This is a genomic window from Sphingosinicella sp. (genome assembly GCF_052387495.1).
Taxonomy (GTDB): domain Bacteria; phylum Pseudomonadota; class Alphaproteobacteria; order Sphingomonadales; family Sphingomonadaceae; genus Allosphingosinicella.
This window is the reverse complement of record NZ_JBQTJC010000193.1, coordinates 1-17,692: the sequence shown is the minus strand read 5'-3', so window position 1 is coordinate 17,692 and position 17,692 is coordinate 1. Positions and strand designations below refer to the sequence as shown.

Genomic DNA, 17,692 nt, shown 5'->3' with positions numbered 1-17,692 from the left:
GCGCTGGGCATCGGCCCGCGCGCCGCGGCGCTGGCAAGAGCGGCGCCCGATCGCGCCGAAGAAATCGAGGCGGCGCGGTTGCGGCTGACCGCGCCGGAACAGATGGGCCGTCTGTTCCGCGTCATGGCGCTGGCCGCGCCGGCCTGGCCCGAGCCGGCGGGGTTCGCATGAGCGCGGTCGTCTGGCGCGATGCGAAGGTCGACGACGCCGCTCTGGTCGCCGAGATCGGGCGGCGGAGCTTCGTCGAGACCTTCGGCCATCTCTACAGCCCGGAAAATCTCGCCGCCTTCCTGACCAATCACAATGAGGAGAATTGGCGCCGCGAGCTGAGCGACCCGGCCTTCGCCGTCAGGCTCGCCTTCGTCGACGGCGATACCGCCGCCTACGTCAAGCTCGGCCCGCCCTCCTTGCCGTTCGAGGTGAAGGGCCCGACCGTCGAGCTCCGGCAATTCTACGTGCTGAAGCCCTGGCAGGGCGCCGGTCTTGCCGCGGAGATGATGGACTGGGTCATCGCCGAGGCGCGGCGGCGCGGCGCGGAGGAGCTCTATCTCTCGGTCTTCATCGACAACCACCGCGCCCGGCGCTTCTACGAGCGCTACGGCTTCGAAGCCGTCGGGCGCTACGATTTCATGGTCGGCACCCACGCCGACGAGGACGTCATCATGCGGCTGAAATTATGACCGTCGAGGTCACCCGCTCGCGCCTGCTCGGCGTGCCGCACGGCTTCCTCGGCCGGGGCGGCGGGGTCTCCGTGGGCCTTTGCGCAGGCCTCAATGTCGGCTGGGGCTCGGACGACGACCGCGCCGCGATCGCCGAGAATCGCCGCCGCGCCGTCGCCGCGGTGGCCCCCGGCGCGGCTCTCGTCACCGTCCATCAGGTCCATTCGCCCGACGCCGTCGTCGCCACCGCGCCGTGGCCCGACGACGCGCGGCCCCATGCCGACGCCCTCGTCACCGACCGGCCCGGCCTCGCGCTCGGCATCCTCACCGCCGATTGCGCCCCCATCCTCCTCTCTGACGACACCGCCGGTGTGATCGCCGCCACCCACGCCGGCTGGAAGGGCGCCTTCACCGGCGTCATCGAGGCGACGCTCGCCGCGATGGAGGGGCTCGGCGCCGATCGCGCCCGGATCGCCGCCGCGATCGGCCCCGCGATCGCCCGCAAGAGCTACGAGGTCGACGATATCTTCCAGCGCCGCTTCGCCGAGGCCGATCCCGAGAACGACCGCTTCTTCGCGCCCGGCCGCGAGGGCCATCACCAATTCGATCTCGAAGGCTATGCCGCCGCGCGCCTCGCCGCCGCCGGCGTGACCCGGGCCGAGGCGCTCGGCCTCGACACCTATTCCGATCCGGCGTGCTTCTTCAGCTATCGCCGCGCCGTCCATCGCGGCGAGCCCACTTATGGCCGTCAGATTTCGCTGATCGCGCTTCCGGAGGCGGACCGGATCGGCTAGGGGACGCGCGGGCAACGGACCTCACCCCTGGGCCGCTCCGGGCGGGCGGCCTTGGGCCCGTCCTCAGGCGGCGGGCCCGGTCTCCATACAGCTCTGACTGACAGGAGACGCCGAAATGGCTGACGAATCCGATATCACCGGCACCACCCCGCGCCGCCGCCCCAAGCCCGACGTGCTCGAGATCGGCGGGCGCAGGCTCAAGCCCTCGACGCTGATGATGGGCCACGGCTTCGATCCGGCCCTGTCCGAAGGCTCGCTCAAGCCCCCCATCTTCCTCACCTCGACTTTCGTCTTCGAGAATGCGGCGGCGGGCAAGCGCCATTTCGAGGGCGTCACCGGCAAGCGCCCGGGCGGCGCCGAGGGGCTGATCTATTCGCGCTTCAACGGGCCCGATCAGGAGATTTTGGAGGACCGGCTCAGCGTCTGGGAGGATGCCGAGGACGCGCTCTCCTTCTCCAGCGGCATGTCGGCGATCGCAACCTTGCTGCTCGCCTTCGTCCAGCCCGGCGACGTCGTCGTCCATTCCGGGCCGCTCTACGCAGCGACCGAGACCTTGATCGCGCGCATTCTCGGCCGGTTCGGCGTGAGCTGGCTCGATTTCCCGGCCGGCGCGACCGAGGCCGAGATCGCCGACACTGTCGAGCGAGCGAAGGCGATGGGCCGCGTGCCGCTTATCTATCTGGAAAGCCCGGCCAATCCGACCAACGCTTTGGTCGACGTCCAGGCCGTCGCCCGGGTCCGCGACGCCGCCTTCCCGGCCGATGCGCGCCCGCCGATTGCGATCGACAACACCTTTTTAGGGCCCCTCTGGCATCATCCGCTGCGCCACGGCGCCGATCTTTCGGTCTACTCCCTGACCAAATATGCGGGCGGGCACAGCGACCTGGTCGCGGGCGGGATCACCGGCTCGAAGGAGCTGATCAACCAGATCCGCATGCTTCGCAACACCATCGGCACGATCACAGATCCGAACACCGCGTGGATGCTGCTCCGCAGCCTTGAGACGCTGGAGCTTCGCATGACCCGCGCCGGCGAGAATGCGGACAGGATCTGCCGCTTTCTCAAGGACCACCCCAAAGTGGAGAGCGTCGGCTATCTCGGCTTTCTCGAGGAGGAAGGCGGCGATCCGCGCCAGGCGGACATCTACCGCCGCCACTGCACCGGGGCAGGCTCGACTTTCTCGCTCTATCTGAAGGGCGGCGAGAAGGAGGCCTTCGCCTTCCTGGACGCGCTCAAGATCGCCCACCTCGCGGTCAGCCTCGGCGGCACCGAGACGCTGGCGAGCGCGCCGGCGGCGATGACCCATTTGTCGGTCCCCGACGAACGCAAGCAGGCTCTCGGCATCACCGACAATCTGGTCCGCGTCTCGATCGGCGTCGAGGACGCCGAGGACCTCATCGCGGACTTCGATCAGGCGCTGAAGGCGGTCTAGCGCGCTTCCGGTCGCGCCAGTCGAGGACTTGCCAGCCTTCTGTTTCCGCGAGGCGGACGAGACGGTCGTGGGCGTTGGCGGCGAAGGCCTCGTCGGACCAATGGTGAACCGGCGCGTCGGAAATGTGGTCGGAATAGAAGCGGATGTGGACCGCCTCGCGCTCCAGCCCCTGCTGCTGGAGCCAGGCCTCGATCATGTCGAGCTTGCCGAGGCCGTAGCAATTGCGCCCGTCGATCCGCGCCACCGTCCGCCCTTGGGCGTCATATTCGATGTCGGTGGCGATGACGTCGTCGAAGCCCAGCCGCTGCGCGATCGCGGCGGCGTAGAGCCGGTAGGAGGCGGTCGCCATCACCAGCCGCCGTCCGGCCGCCTTGTCTTCAGCGATCCGTGTCCGCGCGCCTTCCATCACGTTGGTGCGGACCTGCGCCTCGGCGAAGTCCTGGATCGCCTGCTCGAGCTTCTCGGGCGCGACCCGGCCGATCAGGATTCGGTAGTTGAGCTCCTTGAGGCGGCCGCGGTCGATGACGCGCAGCAGATAGAGCAGCCCGGTCGCGAGCAGCGCCGGCGCGAACAGGATGCGCCAGGGCGCGAGCCGCCGCACCGCGTGCCACATGAAGGGGCCGTAGGTCGGCCGGCGGGTGACCGTTCGGTCCATGTCGTAAATGGCGAGCTGCGTCGTCACGGAACCTCTCGAACCATAGAAACGTAAGGGCTGTCCATCCGGCTCCCTTGCCGCTGGCCCAGAATTGAAGCATTCCAATTGCATGAGCGTAACGACGGACTTCAAGTCGGAGATGGAGGATGGCCGGTGCGTGCTGCGCTTCACCGGCAGCCTCACTTTGCTCAGGGTTCGCAAGCTCTCCGAGCAGCTTGACGCGATCGAGGCGGACCGAATCATCGTCGATCTCAGCGAGGTCGAGAAGATGGATACAGTCGGCGCCTGGCTGGTCCACAAGCTCGAACGCGACCGCGGCGCAGAGATCGTCGGCACGAGCGAGGACCAGCAGACTCTGATCGACCATGTCACCCGCGCCGACCAGCCGGTGAAGGTCCGCCGCGACCCCGAGCCGCTCGTCGAGCAGTTTGTCGGGCGGGTCGGCGTCGCCACCGAGCTCGCGTTCAAGACGACGCTCGGCCTGCTCGGCTTCTTCGGCGCGCTGCTGATCGCGTTGTGGAACATCGCGCGCCACCCCCGCCGCTTCCGCTTCAACGCGGTCGTCACCCGCTTCGAGATGGTCGGTGTGCACGCGCTCGGCATCATCGGCCTGATGAGCTTCCTCGTCGGCATCGTCATCGCCCAGCAGGGCGCGGTGCAGCTCCGCCAGTTCGGCGCGGAGGTGTTCACCGTCAATCTCGTCGGCCGCGCCGCGGTCAAGGAGCTGGGCGTGCTGATGACGGCGATCATGGTCGCCGGCCGCTCGGGCTCGGCCTTCGCCGCCCAGATCGGCTCGATGAAGCTCAATGAGGAAGTGGATGCGATGCGGATCATCGGCGTCTCGCCGATGGAGGCGCTGGTCGTGCCGCGGGTGCTGGCGACCGTGCTGCTGATGCCGTTGCTCGGCTTCTATTCGGCGCTTGTCGCGCTGGTCGGAGGCGGCCTGTTCTGCTGGTTCGAGCTCGGCATTCCGCCGGTCACCTTCGTCCAGCGCATCCGCGAGGTCGTGCCGATGGCCGATCTCTACCAGACCCTGATCAAGGCGCCGGTGTTCGGCCTGATCATCGCCCTGGCCGGCTGCTACCAGGGCCTGCAGGTCGAGGGGAATGCCGAGGCGGTGGGCCTGAGGACGACCACCGCCGTCGTCCAGGGCATCTTCCTCGTCATCGTCCTCGACGCCTTCTTCGCCGTCTTCTTCACCGCGATCGGCTGGACCTGATGGACAGGGGCGCGCCGATCATCGAGGTCAGGAACCTCGGGAACGCCTTCGGCGACCAGGTCGTGCACGAGGGGCTCGACCTGACCGTGCGTTGCGGCGAGATTCTGGGCGTCGTCGGCGGCTCGGGGAGCGGCAAATCGGTGCTGATGCGCTCGATCACCGGCCTGCAGACGCCCGAGGCAGGCGAGATCGAGGTGTTCGGCGAGCCGATGATCGGCCGCGACGAGGAGGAAGCCAAGCATATCCGCCGCCGCTGGGGCGTGCTCTTCCAGGGCGGTGCGCTCTTCTCGACGCTGACCGTCGCCGAGAATATCCAGGTGCCGATCCGCGAATTCTATCCAGGCATCACTCCCGATTTGCTCGAGGAGATCGCCGCCTACAAAATCTCGATGAGCGGCTTGAGCGTAGATGCCGGCGCGAAATTCCCGTCCGAGCTCTCCGGCGGCATGAGGAAGCGCGCCGGCGTCGCCCGCGCCCTGAGCCTCGATCCCGAGCTTTTGTTCCTCGACGAGCCCACCGCGGGGCTCGACCCGATCGGCGCGGCGAAGTTCGATCAGCTGATCCTGGAGCTGCGCGACGCGCTCGGCCTGACTGTCTTCCTAATCACCCACGATCTCGACACGCTGCACGCGATCTGCGACCGCGTCGCGGTGATCGCCGACAAGAAGGTGGTGGCGGTCGGAACGATAAAAGAATTATTGGCTTTGGATCACCAGTGGATTCAGGAATATTTCAACGGACCGCGCGGCCGCGCCGCGGCCAGCATTGACGAAAGCGAGAAGGTCGGGGCCTGATGGAAACGCGTTCGAACCAGATCCTCGTCGGCAGCGTGGTCCTCGGCCTGCTCGCGGCTTTGGCCGTCTTCATCATCTGGCTCGGCTCGCTCGGCGAGGGCGGCGAGAAGACCTACGACGTCTTCTTCCAGCAATCGGTGGAAGGGCTTGCCAAGGGCTCGGCGGTGACCTTCCGCGGCGTCCCTGTCGGCCAGATCCGCTCGATCAACCTCGAGCCGAACAGCCCGCAATTCATCCGCGTGCGCATCACGGTCAACGAGGAGACGCCGGTCTTGCAGGGCACGACCGCGACGATCCGCGGCGTCGGCTTCACCGGGGTCAGCCAGATTCAGCTCGATCCGCCCGAAGTCGAGGAGGGGCGGCAGGCGTCGCGCGTGCCGATCCGCTGCCCGGAGCAGAACCCCCAAACCGAATGCCCCTATGGCTATCCGGTCATCCCGACCCGGCCGGGCGCGCTCGGCCAGTTGCTCAACACCGCGCCGGAATTGCTCGAACGGGTCTCGACGCTGACCGAGCGGCTCACCGGCTTGCTCTCCGACCGCAACCAGGAATCGATCGCCGGCATCCTCGACAATGTCGAGGTGACGAGCCGCGCGCTGGCCGAACGCGCGCCGGAGATCGCCGCCACCATGGCCGAGGCGCGGGTCGCGATCCGCCAGGCCGGCGATGCCGCCGAGCGGATCGGCGCCGCCGCGGGGGGCATCGAGACCCTGGTCAACGAGGACGGCCGGCCGCTGGTCCGCGACTTGCGCCAGACTCTGCGCTCCGCCGAGAGCAGCATGGCCCAGCTCGACGCCGCGATCAGCGAAGCGCGCCCCGGCATCCAGGCCTTTTCGAACCAGACCCTGCCCGAGGTCGGCCAGCTGATGCGAGATCTGCGCGCGACCACCGACTCTTTGCGCGACATCACCGACCGGCTGAACCGGCAGGGCGTGGGCGGCGTGATCGGCGGCCAGCGGCTGCCCGACTATCAGCCGCGAAGGAGACAATGATGCGCTTGAGGACTTTCTCGGCTCTCGTGGCGGCGCTGGCGCTCGCCGCCTGCTTCGGCGGCAGCACCCCGTCGCGCCTGCTGACCCTGACCCCGACCGAAGCGCGGCCGGCATCCACCCCGCGCACCGCCAGCCAGGGCGCCGCGATCACTGTCGCCGACCCGACCGTGCCGCAAGCACTGCGTACCACTCGCGTCCCCGTCTATGTGAACGAGACCACGATCCAGTATCTCGAGGACGCGGTCTGGGTTGAGAATCCCGGCCCGCTCTTCGCCCGCTTGCTCGGCGAGACGATTGCGGTGCGCACCGGCCGCGTCGTCCTCGATTCGCGCCAGTACACCCACGACCCCGGCACCCGCTTGACCGGCCAGCTCGTCCGCTTCGGGCTCGATCCGACGGCGATGGAAGTGGTGATCGTCTACGACGCAGCTATGGCGCGTGGGCAGACTGACGGCGTCGTTACCAACCGCTTCGAGGCGCGCGTCCCGGTCGCCGAGGCGACCGCCGCCGCCGTCGCCCCCGCGCTCAACCAGGCGGCGAACCAAGTCGCCGGCCAAGTCGCCGCCTGGGTTGGAGGCAGCTAGGCCAAGCTCTTGCTCGCCTGCTCGAAGACGTCCTTCGAGAGGCCCGGCGCCGCGACGATCCGCTCCAGCGCGGCGCGCATCAGGCCGGCGCGCTTCTCGTCGAAGCGGCGCCAGCGCCCCAATGGCGGCACCAGCTTGGCCGCGGTCTGCGGATTGAGCTTGTCCACGGCGAGGATCGTCTCGGCGAGGAAGGCGTAGCCGCGCCCCGACGCGTCGTGGAAGGCGCGCTGGTTGACCGAGAAGGCGCCGACCAAAGCGCGCAGCCGGTTGGGATTGGCGAGGGTGAAGTCGCGGTGCCGGGCCAGCCCCTCGACCCGTTCGGGCGTGTCGGCGCGGGTCGCGAGCGCCTGCGCCGAAAACCATTTGTCGATGACAAGCGCGTTCTGCCGATAGCGATCGTAGAATTTCTGCAGCGCCTCGCCGCGCTCCGGCGTCTCGGTATTGACCAGCACGCCGAGCGCGCCCTGGCGGTCGGTCATATTGTCTGCCTCGTCATATTGGCTCATCGCGAGCCAGGCGCCGTCCTCGGCCCCCGAGGCAAGGATGTAGCCGAGCGCGATCGTGCGCAGCCGCCGCGCGCCCTTGGCCGCCGGATTGTAGGCGTAGCGATTGGCGACATGCGCCGCATAGGCGCCGCGCCACAGCTCCGCGAGTCTCCGGCCCAAATCCGCCCGCAGCGCCTCGCGCGCGGCATGGATCGCCTCGGGATCGACGGTCTCCATATGATCGCCGATGAAGGCTTCGCTCGGCAGCAACACCACCTCGGCGACGAAGGCGGGGTCGAGCGCCTGGTCCATCAGGGTCCGGCGCACCGCCTCAACCACCGGCTCATGGTCCGCCACGCCCTCGCGCGCCGCGGCGGTGAGCGTGTCGAGCATCAATTGCTGCATCGCCTCGTAGCGGGCGAAGGGATCGTCGTCGCGCGCCGAGAGGAAGGCGAGATCGGCCGCGCCGCGATCGGTCTCGAGGATGATCGGAGCCGAGAAATCGCGGTTGATCGACAGGACCGGATATGCCGGTGCGTTGTCGAACGGGACCTCCGCCTCGCTCCGGTCGAACAGGAACAGCCGCTCACCGGCGGCGGCCCCCGTCTCGCCATTAAGCAAAGCGAGCTTCAGCGGGATCGTCATCGGCTGCTTCACCGGCTGGCCGGGCGTCGCCGGAACTTCCTGCGAGAGCTTCAGCGTCAGCCCGCCGCCGTCGCGCGCCAGCGCCGCGCGCACCCGGGGCGTTCCGGCCTGCGAATACCACAGCCGAAAGCGGGAGAGATCGACGCCGCTCGCTTCCTCCATCGCCAGCACGAAATCCTCGCAGGTCACCGCCGCGCCGTCGTGCCGGTCGAAATAGAGGTCGCAGCCGGCGCGGAACGCCTCGGGGCCGAGGATGGTGTGGATCATCCGGATCAGCTCGGCGCCCTTGTTGTAGACGGTGGCCGTGTAGAAATTGCTGATCTCCATGTAGGAATCGGGCCGTACCGGATGGGCGAGCGGGCCTGAATCCTCCGGGAATTGGGCGGCGCGGAGCATCCGCACGTCCTCGATTCTTTTGACCGCGCGGCTTCCCATGTCGGCGGAAAATTGCTGATCGCGAAAGACGGTGAAGCCTTCCTTGAGGCTGAGCTGGAACCAGTCGCGGCAGGTGACGCGGTTGCCCGACCAATTGTGGAAATATTCGTGCGCGACGACGCCGGCGATCGCGTCATAGTCCGCGTCGGTGGCGATGTCGGGGTCGGCGAGGATGTAGCGCGAGTTGAAGATGTTGAGGCCCTTATTCTCCATCGCGCCGAAATTGAAATCGGCGACGGCGACGATGTTGAACACGGCGAGATCATATTCGCGGCCGAACACCTCCTCGTCCCACTTCATTGCCGCCTTCAGCGACGCCATCGCATGCTCGGTCCGCGCGAGATCGCCGTCGCGCACCCAGATGCCGAGCTCGACCTCGCGGCCCGAGCGGGTGACGAAGCGGTCGCGATTGACCACCAGATCGCCCGCGACCAGCGCGAAGAGGTAGCAGGGCTTGGGGAAGGGATCGTGCCACTCGGCCCAGTGGCGACCGTCGTCCAGATCGCCCGACGCGACCGGATCGCCGTTCGCGAGCAGCACCGGGAAGCGCGCTTTGTCGGCGATCAGCTTGACCTTGTAGCGGCTCAAGACGTCGGGCCGGTCCAGGAAAGGCGTGATCCGCCGGAAGCCCTCGGCTTCGCACTGCGTGCAGAGCATCCCGCCCGATTCATAGAGGCCCATCAACTGGGTGTTGGCGCGCGGGCTGATCTCGACCTCGGTTGCGACTGTTGCGAGATCGCCCGAGAGCGGTACGATCAGAGCGTCATCGTCGCGGGTCCATTTGGCGGGCGAGCCGTCGATGGTGAGCGCCTTTACCTCCAGCGCTTCCGCGTCGAGCCGCAGCGGCCGGTCGTGGGTGCCGTTGCGCGCGACATTGAGCGTGGCGCAGACCCGGGTGCGCTCGGCACCGAGCTCGAATTCCAGAGAAATTTCGGGGATCTGCCAATCGGGCGGACGATAGTCCTCGCGGAGAATCGCGCGGGGCGCCGCGGGCGCGTTCTGGGCATCGAGCATGGCACCCGTTTAGGGGCCGCCTCCCCACCGCGCAACTTGGCGCCCCGATGAACCAAAAGCGGGCGCCGCGGGTTGTCCGATCGGGAGGAGTAACATGATCAGGATTCTCGTTCTGCCTCTCGCTTTAAGCGCACTCGGCGCCATCGCGCTCACCGACGCGCGCGAGGGCCTCGCCCAGGACCGCGGCTGGTCGCCCGCCGGCGACTGCTTCAACGCGGGCACGGTCAACAGCTTCACGCCCGAGGGCGACCGCGCGGTCGTCGTCCGGGTCAGCCGCAACCGGCAATACCGGCTCGAGCTCGTCGGCTATTGCCCCGACGTTGACTGGTCCTTGAGGATCGCGCTGCGCGCGCGCGGCGGCTCGAACTGGGTCTGTGCCGGTGGCGACGCCGAGATCCTGGTGCCGTCGACGACCGGTCCGCAGAATTGCCTGGTCACGGCGGTGAATCGCCTGACGCCGGAGGAGATAGAGGCGCGTCGCAATCGCTAGTCGAGGCGCTGCACGGCGACATTCTGCTCGACCAGCTCGGCGGTGCCGAAGATGGACATGAAGGCGATGTCGGTCGCGTCGCGGCCGACGCAATTGCGCACCGCGCCTTCGAGCGGGGCGAGCGCGGTCGCATCCACCAGTTGCCATGAATCGCCGAGCCAGACCTCGACCAATGCAGGGAAATCGGGCGGCTCGAGCTTGTGCGCATAGGCCGAGACGAGCCGCGCCGGGATGCCGGCGGCGCGGGCGAAGGTCGCCATCAGATGCGCATGGTCGCGGCACACGCCCTGCCGCGCGACGAAGGCGTCGGCGGCGGTCGTGGCGGAGTTGCTGGAGCCGCGGACATAGTCGATCTCGGCGCGGATCCACTCGGCCATCGCGAGAATCCTGGCGCCGCCCTCCAGCGCGCCGAAGCGCCGCTCGACGAACGCGTCGAACCGGTCCGCCTCGCAATAGCGGCTGGGCCAGAGATAGGGGACGACCTCGGCCGGCAGGTCGCGCAGCGCGGCGATCGGAAGCGTCGAAATGTCCGGCGCTGGCCGCTCGACCTCGACTTCCGCTTCGTAGCGCGCCTGAAGCGTGCCTTCGGCGCGGAACCAGGTGCGCCGCCCGATCCCGTCCTCGCCGATAATCGGGCGCAGCGGTCCGGCGCCGCCGACGGTCAGCAGGTCGGAGATCAGCCGCTGGTCGGGCAGCTGCGCGACCTCGACCGCGAGCAGCACGTCGGCGGGCTCGGCAAAGCGATAGTCGAGCGCGACGTCGATCCTGAGACGCATGGATTCCCCCGGATGAATGTACGCCGTCAACGCGCGGGCGCCCTTCGGGTTCAGTCGGGCGGCGCCGGGGCCGGAATTCGGCCGGTGCTCAGCGCCACGATCAGCCCGACGATCGCCAATATGCCGCCCGCGATGGCGAGAGTCGACCAGCGATAGCCTTCCGCGACCGTCGAGATGCTCATCGCGAGGATCGGGATCAGCACGCTCGAATAGGCCGCCTTGGCCGGGCCGACCGCGCGGACGATGCGGATGTAGAAGAAGAAGGGGATCACGGTCGCGATCACTCCCAGATAAGCGAGGCCGAGCCAGTAGAGTGGGCGGGCCTCGACCACCGGCGCCCCCCAGCCGATCGCGGCGAAGGCGGTGTTGGCGATCGCCGCGTAGAGCATCCCCCAGGCGAGCATCGCGACGATCGAGCGGCTGCGCACCTCGCCGGCGAGCTGCAGCACGTTGCCGACCGAGGCGGAGAGGACGGCGAGCAGAGTGAGCCCGATCCCGGCCAGGGTCGCCGCGGCGGAGACCGGCGCCGCGCGCATCTCCTGCGCGAAGAGCAGGGCGACGCCGGCCAGCGCCACCGCCGATCCCGCGAGGAAGCGCGCGCTCGTCCGCTGGCCGAAGAAAAGCCGGGCGAACAAGGCGTTGGGCACCATCAGCAGCGCGAAGACGACCGCCACCAGTCCCGAGGTGACGTAGAGCTCGGCCGCGTAGACGAGATTGAAGTTGAAGCAGAATTGCGGGATGCCGATGGCCGCCGCGAAGAGCTGACCGCGCGGCCCCAGGTTGAGCTTCGCGCGGACCGCGAAGGCGACGGCGAACATCGCGGCGGCGGCGATGACGAAGCGGTAGGCGACCGACCAGGGCGGCGGCACCGCGGTCGCCGGATCGGCGCCGAGCTGGTCCTTGATCACGATCCAGGTCGAGCTCCAGGTCAGGGTGATCAGGATGAAGGGGAGGAGGACCGCCGGGTCGCGAAAGCCTCTCTGCTGCGCCGGTCCCGAGGTCATATATGCAGATATAAAGAAGTCTTTATATGTGAGTCAATGCTCACAAGGCGCGGGTCGCGGCGGCGAGCGCGTCGACATAAGCGGGATCGCTGTCCCAGCTCGTCACCAGCCGCGCCTCGCCTGGTCCCCAGTCGTAGAAATCGAAGCCTTGGCCGCGCAACGCCGCCGCCTCGGTCGGCGTCACCCGGATGAAAATCTCGTTGGCCTCGACCGGGAGCAGCAGCCGGTCCGGTCCCGCCGCCTCGGCCAGCCGCGCCGCCGCGGCGTTCGCGGCGCGCGCGTTGCGCAGCCAGACGTCGTCTTCGAGCATCGCGAGCCATTGGGCGGCGAGATAGCGGCCCTTGGAGAGGAGATGGCCAGCGCGCTTGCGGCGGAAATGGGTCGCCTCGGCGAGCTCGCGGCGGAACAGAATCAGGCATTCGGCGGAGAGCGCGCCGTTCTTGGTGAAGCCGAAGGAAAGCGCGTCGACGCCCGCTTTCCAGGTGAGATCGGCCGGTGCGCAGCCGAGGCTTGCCACCGCATTGGCGAAACGGGCGCCGTCGAGGTGGAAGCCGAGCCCGTGCTCCCTGCACAACGCGCCGAGGGCGGCAGTCTCTTCGGGGGTGTAGACGAGGCCATATTCGGTCGCGTTGGTGATCGAGAGCGCCGCCGGTTGGGACTGGTGCACGTCCGCGCGGATTCCGGCGAGCAGTCCGGCCACCGTCGCCGGCGTCAGCTTGGCGCCAGGCCCTTGCCCCAGCAGCAATTTCGCGCCGCCCGTATAGAATTCCGGGGCGCCGCATTCGTCCACTTCGATATGGGCCTGCTCGTGGCAGAGGATGCGGCCGTGCGGCGGGCAGAGCGCGGCGAGCGCGAGGCCGTTCGCGGCGGTGCCGGTGGAAACCCACAGGGCTTCGACTTCCGTACCGAACAGAGCCGAAAAAGCCGCGTTGAGCCGCCCGCTCCAAGCGTCGCCATCATAGGCGGTGTCGAGGCGATTGGCCTCGGCGATCGCTGCGAGCGCCTCGGGGCAGGCAGCGGCGGCGTTGTCGGAAAAGAAGCGCATCGCCGTAGGCCCATGAAAGCCGCCCGCCCCCGCGTCAACGGCAGAGGGGAAAACGTCGGGCATCGGCGCACTTTCCTCACCCTGCGTTTACCAAAAGTTCGGGGTCCGCGTGTACGCATGCGCGAAGGCCAGGCCAGAGAAGGTGGGGAATGGGCGTAGAAAGCTTCGATTCGAGCGTGACCGGCAAGCGTGGCGCGAAGCGCGCGCGGGTGCTGCTCGCGGCAAAATTGCACACGGCCGTGGGCCTGGTCGACGCGCGCCTGCGCGATCTCTCGCGCAAGGGCGCGCTGATCGAATGCAAGACGCCGCTGGAGATCGGCACCGAGGTCGTCTTCGAGCGCGGCGCGACCCGCCTCGACGCCACCGTCGCCTGGGTCGCCGACGGCCGGGTCGGGCTGGAATTCGCCCACGCCATCGACGAGCAGGAGCTGCTCGTCCATATTGGCCGGCCCCAGACCCGCCCGGCGCCGCCGCAGTCCTACAGCCGCGGCGGGATCATGCGCAGCATGACCGCGCTCGACCGGGACGCCGCCCGCGCCTGGAGCGTCGCGGTCGGCCTCAACCTGCCCGAGAGGGAAGGCTGAGCGGTACCGCGATGGAAGCCTGGAGCTACAACCGGACCTCGAGCGAGAGCACGACCGCTCCGATCAGCGGGGAGATCTCGATCGGGGCCGCGCCCGCCGACGGCAAGGCGGCGGGGAAGAAGGGCGGCAGCGCCAAGGCGCGTGCCGCCGATCGCGTCTCGATCGAGCTGAATGCCGGGCTGCGCCAGCGCGGCGCCGCGGCCGTGTCGGTTCACGTCCGCGATCTTTCCACTCACGGCTTTCGCATCGAGACCCATCTCGAGCTCGAGATCGGCACCGATGTCTGGCTGCGCCTGCCCGGGCTCGAGCCCGCGCTTGCCCACGTGATGTGGACCGAGGGCTATCATGCGGGCTGCGCCTTCGAGCGACCGCTCCATCCGGCCGTGCTCGAAATGATCGTGAAGCGGGCGGGAGGCGGCTGACGAACCGTCACAATCTCCGGCCAGGCTGATTCGATGATTCGAACCTGCTGTGATAAGCATGGCGAATCGGTAGGGGAGGCGACCGAGATGGAATCCGATTTTCGTTACTATAGCCGTCGTGCGGCCGAGGAGCGGACCCGGGCGGAGCGGGCGATCACTGACGAGGCGAAGATGCGCCACCGCGAACTGGCCAAGATGTTCGCGACCAGGGCGGCCCAGCGATCCGAAGAGCAATACGCCAACAGCTAAGGCGCTTGCCTTCGCGGCCGGTGGCCTTTCGGGGAAATGGTGCTGCCGGTGAGGATTGAACTCACGACCTCAGCCTTACCAAGGATGCGCTCTACCACTGAGCTACGGCAGCATATGTCCGGGACGCGGCGCTATGGCCGGGGCCCCGATAGAATGTCAAGGCGGCCATGACCAAGGGAGACGAGGAGCGGGCGAAGCGGCTCGCCGCGGCGCTGCGCGAGAACCTCAAGCGCCGCAAGGCACAGGCGCGCGCCGCTTCCGACGACTCATCCCGGCGAACGCCGGGACCAATGAACACCGAAGACGAAATCTAGCCGACTCCTGTGTTCATGGATCCCGGATCAAGTCCGGGATAACTCCATTTGGCCGAGATGACTCCGTTTGGCGTGTCCCGGCTCTAAAGCGGTGCGCAGGCGGCTTCGAGCCAAGCCTTCGCTTCGCCCTCCAGCCGCGGCCCGACGATGTTCAGCACCTCGACGTGATAGTCGTCCAACCAGCGGCGCTCGGCGGGCGAGAGCAGCTCGGTGTCGATCAGCTTGCGGTCGATCGGCGCGACGGTGAGCGTCTCGAAGCCGAGCAGCTTCTTCTCCGCGCCTTCGGCCTCGACTGGCACGACCAGCACGAGGTTCTCGACCCGCATCCCATATTCGCCGGTCTTGTAATAGCCGGGCTCGTTGGAGAGGATCATGCCGGCTTTGAGCGGCTCGTCGCCGCCCGGCTGGGCGCTGCCGACCGGCGAGATGCGCTGCGGCCCCTCGTGGACGGCGAGGAAGCTGCCGACGCCGTGGCCGGTGCCGTGCGCGTAATCGAGCCCGACCTCCCAGAGGAACTGGCGCGCGAAACTGTCGAGCTGCGAGCCGCGCGTTCCTTCGGGAAAGCGGGCGCGGCTGACCGCGATATGGCCCTTGAGCACGCGGGTGAAGCGGTCCTTCATTTCCGCCGTCGGCGTGCCGACGATCACGGTGCGGGTCACGTCGGTGGTCCCGTCCGGATATTGACCGCCCGCATCGACCAGAGAGATCCGGTCCATCTCCAGCGGCCGGTTGGTCGCCTCGCTCACCCGGTAGTGGACGATCGCCCCGTTCGGACCCGCGCCCGAGATGGTGTCGAAGCTCAGGTCGCGGAGGTCGCCGCCCTGCTGGCGAAAGTCCTGCAATTTGGCCGCCGCCTTGAGCTCGTCGACGCCGCCTTTCGGTGCCTCGACCGACAGCCAGTGCAGGAAGCGCGAAAGCGCCGCCCCGTCGCGCGCCTGCGCCGCACGATGGCCCGCAATCTCCGCCTGGTTCTTGATGGCCTTGGGCAGCACCGCGGGATCGCGCCGGGTCACAATCTTCGCGGCGGCCTCGTCGAGCGCGTCGAAGATCGCCGCCACCGACCGCTCCGGATCGACCGCGACCTTCTTGCCCGCCATCGCGCGGAGCACGTTCTCGAATTCCAGCCGCTCGTGCAGCCGGACGCCGTTGCCGAGATGCTGGCGGACATCCTCGCCGACCTTCTCCGAATCGACGAACAGGTCCGCGGTGCCGTCGTCGTGGACGAGCGCGAAGGAAAGCGCGACCGGGGTCCGCTCCACGTCCTTGCCGCGCACGTTGAAGGTCCAGGCGATCGAATCGAGCGCCGCGAGCACCGCGCTGTCGGCCTTTTGCTCCTTCAGCCAGTCCGCCATCTCCTGGCGCTTCGCGGCCGAGGACTTGCCCGCATACTCGTCGGGCTGGACGATCAGCCGCGCCCGCGAGGGCTCGGGCCGGTCCGCCCAGACCGCATCGATCGGATTGCGCCGCACCGCGACCGGCTCGGCGCCTTTGTCCGCGAGCGCCTCCTTCGCCTTGGTCACCCAGTCGCGCGTGTGCAGCCAGGGATCGTAGCCGATCCGCCCGCCGTCCGGGGCATGAAGCTTGAGCCAGTCGGCGATGCTCGTCTCCGGCACCGACTGGTAGCTCCAGTGACTGCCGTCGACCTGGTCGCGGACCTGCAAGGTATAGCGCCCGTCGACGAAGATCGCCGCCTCCTCGGGCAGCACCGCCGCGGCGCCGGCCGAGCCCTGAAAGCCGGTCAGCCAGGCGAGCCGTTGGGCGTAGGAGCCGACATATTCGCTCATATGCTCGTCGGTGAGCGGCACGACGAAGCCGTCGAGCCGGTCGGCCTTCAATTGCTCGCGCAGCGCCTTCAAGCGGTCTTCATGGCTGGACATTTTTCTCTCGCTTCCTGTCTGCCGCTCCAATTAGGGGGGAAGCGGCCCCGGTGCCAGTGTTCCCGCGTCCCCTGGAGTGACGATGAGCCTTCCCGAACCGCCGATCGCCGAGCGGCGCCCGCATTCCAGCACGCACCACGGCGTCACGATCGAGGACCCCTGGGCGTGGCTGCGCGACCCGGCCTATCCCGAGGTCAGTGACGAGGACGTGCTCGCCTATCTGCGCGCCGAGAACGCCTATTTCGAGGCGGCGATGGCGCCGCACCAGAAGCTGATCGACACGCTCTTCCAGGAGATGCGCGGCCGCATTCCGGAGGACGACAGCTCGGTCCCGGTCCGCGACGGCGACTGGCTCTATTGGTGGGCGTTCCAGCTGGGCGCGCAATATCGCACCTGGTACCGGCGCCGGGCCGACGGCGGCGCGGATCAGGTCATCTTCGACGAGCCCGCCGAGGCCGAGGGCAAGCAATATTTCCAAGTGGGCGCCCTCGCGGTCAGCCCGGACGCGCGGCTGCTCGCCGTGATGGTCGATGACGACGGCTCGGAGCGCTACCGGCTCGACATCCGGGACCTCGAGGACGGCCGGGTCGTCGAGACGGTCACCGAGGTCGGGATCGGCGCGCCGGTCTGGACCGCCGACAGCCGCGGCATCGTCTTCACCGAGGTCAACGAGCATTGGCGCAGCTACCGCGCCCGGCTGCACTGGCTCGGGCAGACGCTTGAGAGCGATCGCACACTCTACGAAGAAACCGAGAATATCGCCTTCAGTGTCTCTGTTTCGCGCACGCAGGACCGGCGCTTCATCCTGATCGGCACCGGCGAGAACAGCTCGAACGAAATCCGCTTCGTCCCCGCCGGCGATGCCGAGGCCGCGCCGGTGCTGATCGCGCCAAGGCGGCCCGAGATCGAATATGCGGTCGATTCCGGCGGCGATCGCTTCTGGATCGTCACCAACGACGATCACGTCAATTTCCGCCTTGCCGAGGCGGCGCACGAGCGGCCCGGCGAATGGGAAACGGTGCTCGCAGGATCGGACGCGGTCTATCTGCGGGGTGCGACGTCTTTTCGCGACTATCTCGTCCTCACCGAACGGGTGGACGGGCTCGATCAGCTCCGCTTCCGCGCTTATGACGGCGCCGAGCATCGGGTCGCCTTCCCCGAGGCGAGCTATATGGACGGCCTCGGCGCCAATCCCGAATATGCGCCGGACGACTATCGGCTGC

The 17,692-nt window shown here is 68.2% G+C and carries 18 protein-coding genes, 1 tRNA gene and 1 pseudogene; 13 read left to right on the top strand and 7 right to left on the bottom strand.

The window, feature by feature from the left end:
• Nucleotides 1-167 precede the first annotated feature (167 nt).
• The 3 genes from ACT4N8_RS10960 to ACT4N8_RS10950 all read left to right on the top strand — a co-directional run bounded on the left by ACT4N8_RS10960 (nt 168) and on the right by ACT4N8_RS10950 (nt 2,885).
• Nucleotides 168-680: a GNAT family N-acetyltransferase gene (locus ACT4N8_RS10960; RefSeq protein WP_444858160.1), complete on the top strand. Its 513-nt coding sequence runs from the start codon at nt 168-170 to the stop codon at nt 678-680.
• Nucleotides 677-1,453 carry a peptidoglycan editing factor PgeF gene (gene pgeF, locus ACT4N8_RS10955; RefSeq protein ID WP_444858159.1) on the top strand — a complete coding sequence of 259 codons (777 nt, stop codon included), beginning with the start codon at nt 677-679 and terminating at the stop codon, nt 1,451-1,453. Before ACT4N8_RS10960 ends, pgeF begins: the two co-directional genes overlap by 4 nt.
• Nucleotides 1,454-1,568: 115 nt before the next feature.
• On the top strand, nt 1,569-2,885 hold the full coding sequence (locus tag ACT4N8_RS10950) for a cystathionine gamma-synthase family protein (RefSeq protein WP_444858158.1): 1,317 nt from the start codon (nt 1,569-1,571) through the stop codon (nt 2,883-2,885).
• On the opposite strand, the gene ACT4N8_RS10945 is transcribed toward ACT4N8_RS10950, so the two are convergent.
• Nucleotides 2,848-3,567, bottom strand: coding sequence for an HAD family hydrolase (locus ACT4N8_RS10945; RefSeq protein ID WP_444858157.1), 720 nt, complete (start codon nt 3,565-3,567; stop codon nt 2,848-2,850). The two genes, ACT4N8_RS10950 and ACT4N8_RS10945, sit on opposite strands and share 38 nt — an antisense overlap.
• An 82-nt stretch (nt 3,568-3,649) precedes the next feature.
• Here ACT4N8_RS10945 and ACT4N8_RS10940 point away from each other — a divergent pair, with 82 nt between their 5' ends.
• From ACT4N8_RS10940 to ACT4N8_RS10925, 4 genes are read left to right on the top strand one after another with little or no spacing between them, the layout of a single operon-like run.
• Nucleotides 3,650-4,759, top strand: a complete 1,110-nt coding sequence (locus tag ACT4N8_RS10940; RefSeq protein ID WP_444858156.1) for an MlaE family lipid ABC transporter permease subunit — start codon at nt 3,650-3,652, stop codon at nt 4,757-4,759.
• Nucleotides 4,759-5,553 (top strand): ABC transporter ATP-binding protein, encoded by a 795-nt coding sequence (locus ACT4N8_RS10935; protein ID WP_444858155.1) that lies wholly within the window; start codon nt 4,759-4,761, stop codon nt 5,551-5,553. The genes ACT4N8_RS10940 and ACT4N8_RS10935 overlap by 1 nt, the downstream gene beginning before the upstream one ends.
• Nucleotides 5,553-6,545, top strand: coding sequence for an MlaD family protein (locus tag ACT4N8_RS10930; RefSeq protein ID WP_444858154.1), 993 nt, complete (start codon nt 5,553-5,555; stop codon nt 6,543-6,545). The genes ACT4N8_RS10935 and ACT4N8_RS10930 overlap by 1 nt, the downstream gene beginning before the upstream one ends.
• Nucleotides 6,545-7,129, top strand: a complete 585-nt coding sequence (locus ACT4N8_RS10925) for an ABC-type transport auxiliary lipoprotein family protein (protein WP_444858153.1) — start codon at nt 6,545-6,547, stop codon at nt 7,127-7,129. The genes ACT4N8_RS10930 and ACT4N8_RS10925 overlap by 1 nt, the downstream gene beginning before the upstream one ends.
• Here ACT4N8_RS10925 and pepN read toward each other — a convergent pair.
• Complete coding sequence (pepN, locus tag ACT4N8_RS10920) at nt 7,126-9,708, bottom strand: aminopeptidase N (RefSeq protein WP_444858152.1); 2,583 nt, start codon at nt 9,706-9,708, stop codon at nt 7,126-7,128. The two genes, ACT4N8_RS10925 and pepN, sit on opposite strands and share 4 nt — an antisense overlap.
• Nucleotides 9,709-9,802: 94 nt before the next feature.
• Between pepN and ACT4N8_RS10915 the strand changes: the two genes are divergently transcribed.
• Entirely contained in the window at nt 9,803-10,198 is a 396-nt protein-coding gene (locus ACT4N8_RS10915) for a DUF6491 family protein (RefSeq protein ID WP_444858151.1), read from the top strand.
• Here the strand turns inward: ACT4N8_RS10915 and ACT4N8_RS10910 are convergent.
• From ACT4N8_RS10910 to ACT4N8_RS10900, 3 genes are read right to left on the bottom strand one after another with little or no spacing between them, the layout of a single operon-like run.
• Nucleotides 10,195-10,974, bottom strand: a complete 780-nt coding sequence (locus ACT4N8_RS10910; RefSeq protein WP_444858150.1) for a transglutaminase-like domain-containing protein — start codon at nt 10,972-10,974, stop codon at nt 10,195-10,197. The genes ACT4N8_RS10915 and ACT4N8_RS10910 overlap by 4 nt on opposite strands.
• A 50-nt stretch (nt 10,975-11,024) precedes the next feature.
• On the bottom strand, nt 11,025-11,978 hold the full coding sequence (locus ACT4N8_RS10905; RefSeq protein ID WP_444858149.1) for a DMT family transporter: 954 nt from the start codon (nt 11,976-11,978) through the stop codon (nt 11,025-11,027).
• 40 nt (nt 11,979-12,018) lie between these two features.
• On the bottom strand, nt 12,019-13,023 hold the full coding sequence (locus tag ACT4N8_RS10900) for a threonine aldolase family protein (protein ID WP_444858148.1): 1,005 nt from the start codon (nt 13,021-13,023) through the stop codon (nt 12,019-12,021).
• 149 nt (nt 13,024-13,172) lie between these two features.
• Here ACT4N8_RS10900 and ACT4N8_RS10895 point away from each other — a divergent pair, with 149 nt between their 5' ends.
• Genes ACT4N8_RS10895 through ACT4N8_RS10885 form a run of 3 tightly spaced genes read left to right on the top strand, consistent with a single transcriptional unit; the run spans nt 13,173 to nt 14,278 of the window.
• Nucleotides 13,173-13,607, top strand: a complete 435-nt coding sequence (locus tag ACT4N8_RS10895; RefSeq protein WP_444858147.1) for a PilZ domain-containing protein — start codon at nt 13,173-13,175, stop codon at nt 13,605-13,607.
• 11 nt (nt 13,608-13,618) lie between these two features.
• Complete coding sequence (locus ACT4N8_RS10890) at nt 13,619-14,029, top strand: PilZ domain-containing protein (RefSeq protein WP_444858146.1); 411 nt, start codon at nt 13,619-13,621, stop codon at nt 14,027-14,029.
• 33 nt (nt 14,030-14,062) lie between these two features.
• A complete protein-coding gene (locus ACT4N8_RS10885; RefSeq protein WP_444858145.1) occupies nt 14,063-14,278 on the top strand; it encodes a hypothetical protein in 216 nt (71 codons plus the stop codon).
• 37 nt (nt 14,279-14,315) lie between these two features.
• Here the strand turns inward: ACT4N8_RS10885 and ACT4N8_RS10880 are convergent.
• Nucleotides 14,316-14,390, bottom strand: a tRNA-Thr gene (locus ACT4N8_RS10880).
• Between the two features lie 55 nt (nt 14,391-14,445).
• Here ACT4N8_RS10880 and ACT4N8_RS10875 point away from each other — a divergent pair.
• Nucleotides 14,446-14,592, top strand: a complete 147-nt coding sequence (locus ACT4N8_RS10875) for a hypothetical protein (protein WP_444858144.1) — start codon at nt 14,446-14,448, stop codon at nt 14,590-14,592.
• A gap of 83 nt (nt 14,593-14,675) precedes the next feature.
• Here ACT4N8_RS10875 and ACT4N8_RS10870 read toward each other — a convergent pair whose 3' ends face one another.
• The gene (locus ACT4N8_RS10870; protein WP_444858143.1) at nt 14,676-16,469 is read right to left on the bottom strand and encodes an aminopeptidase P family protein; all 1,794 of its coding nucleotides are present in this window, start codon (nt 16,467-16,469) and stop codon (nt 14,676-14,678) included.
• An 82-nt stretch (nt 16,470-16,551) separates the two neighbouring features.
• Between ACT4N8_RS10870 and ACT4N8_RS10865 the strand changes: the two are divergent.
• A pseudogene (locus ACT4N8_RS10865) lies at nt 16,552-17,692 on the top strand (S9 family peptidase); the annotation flags it as partial.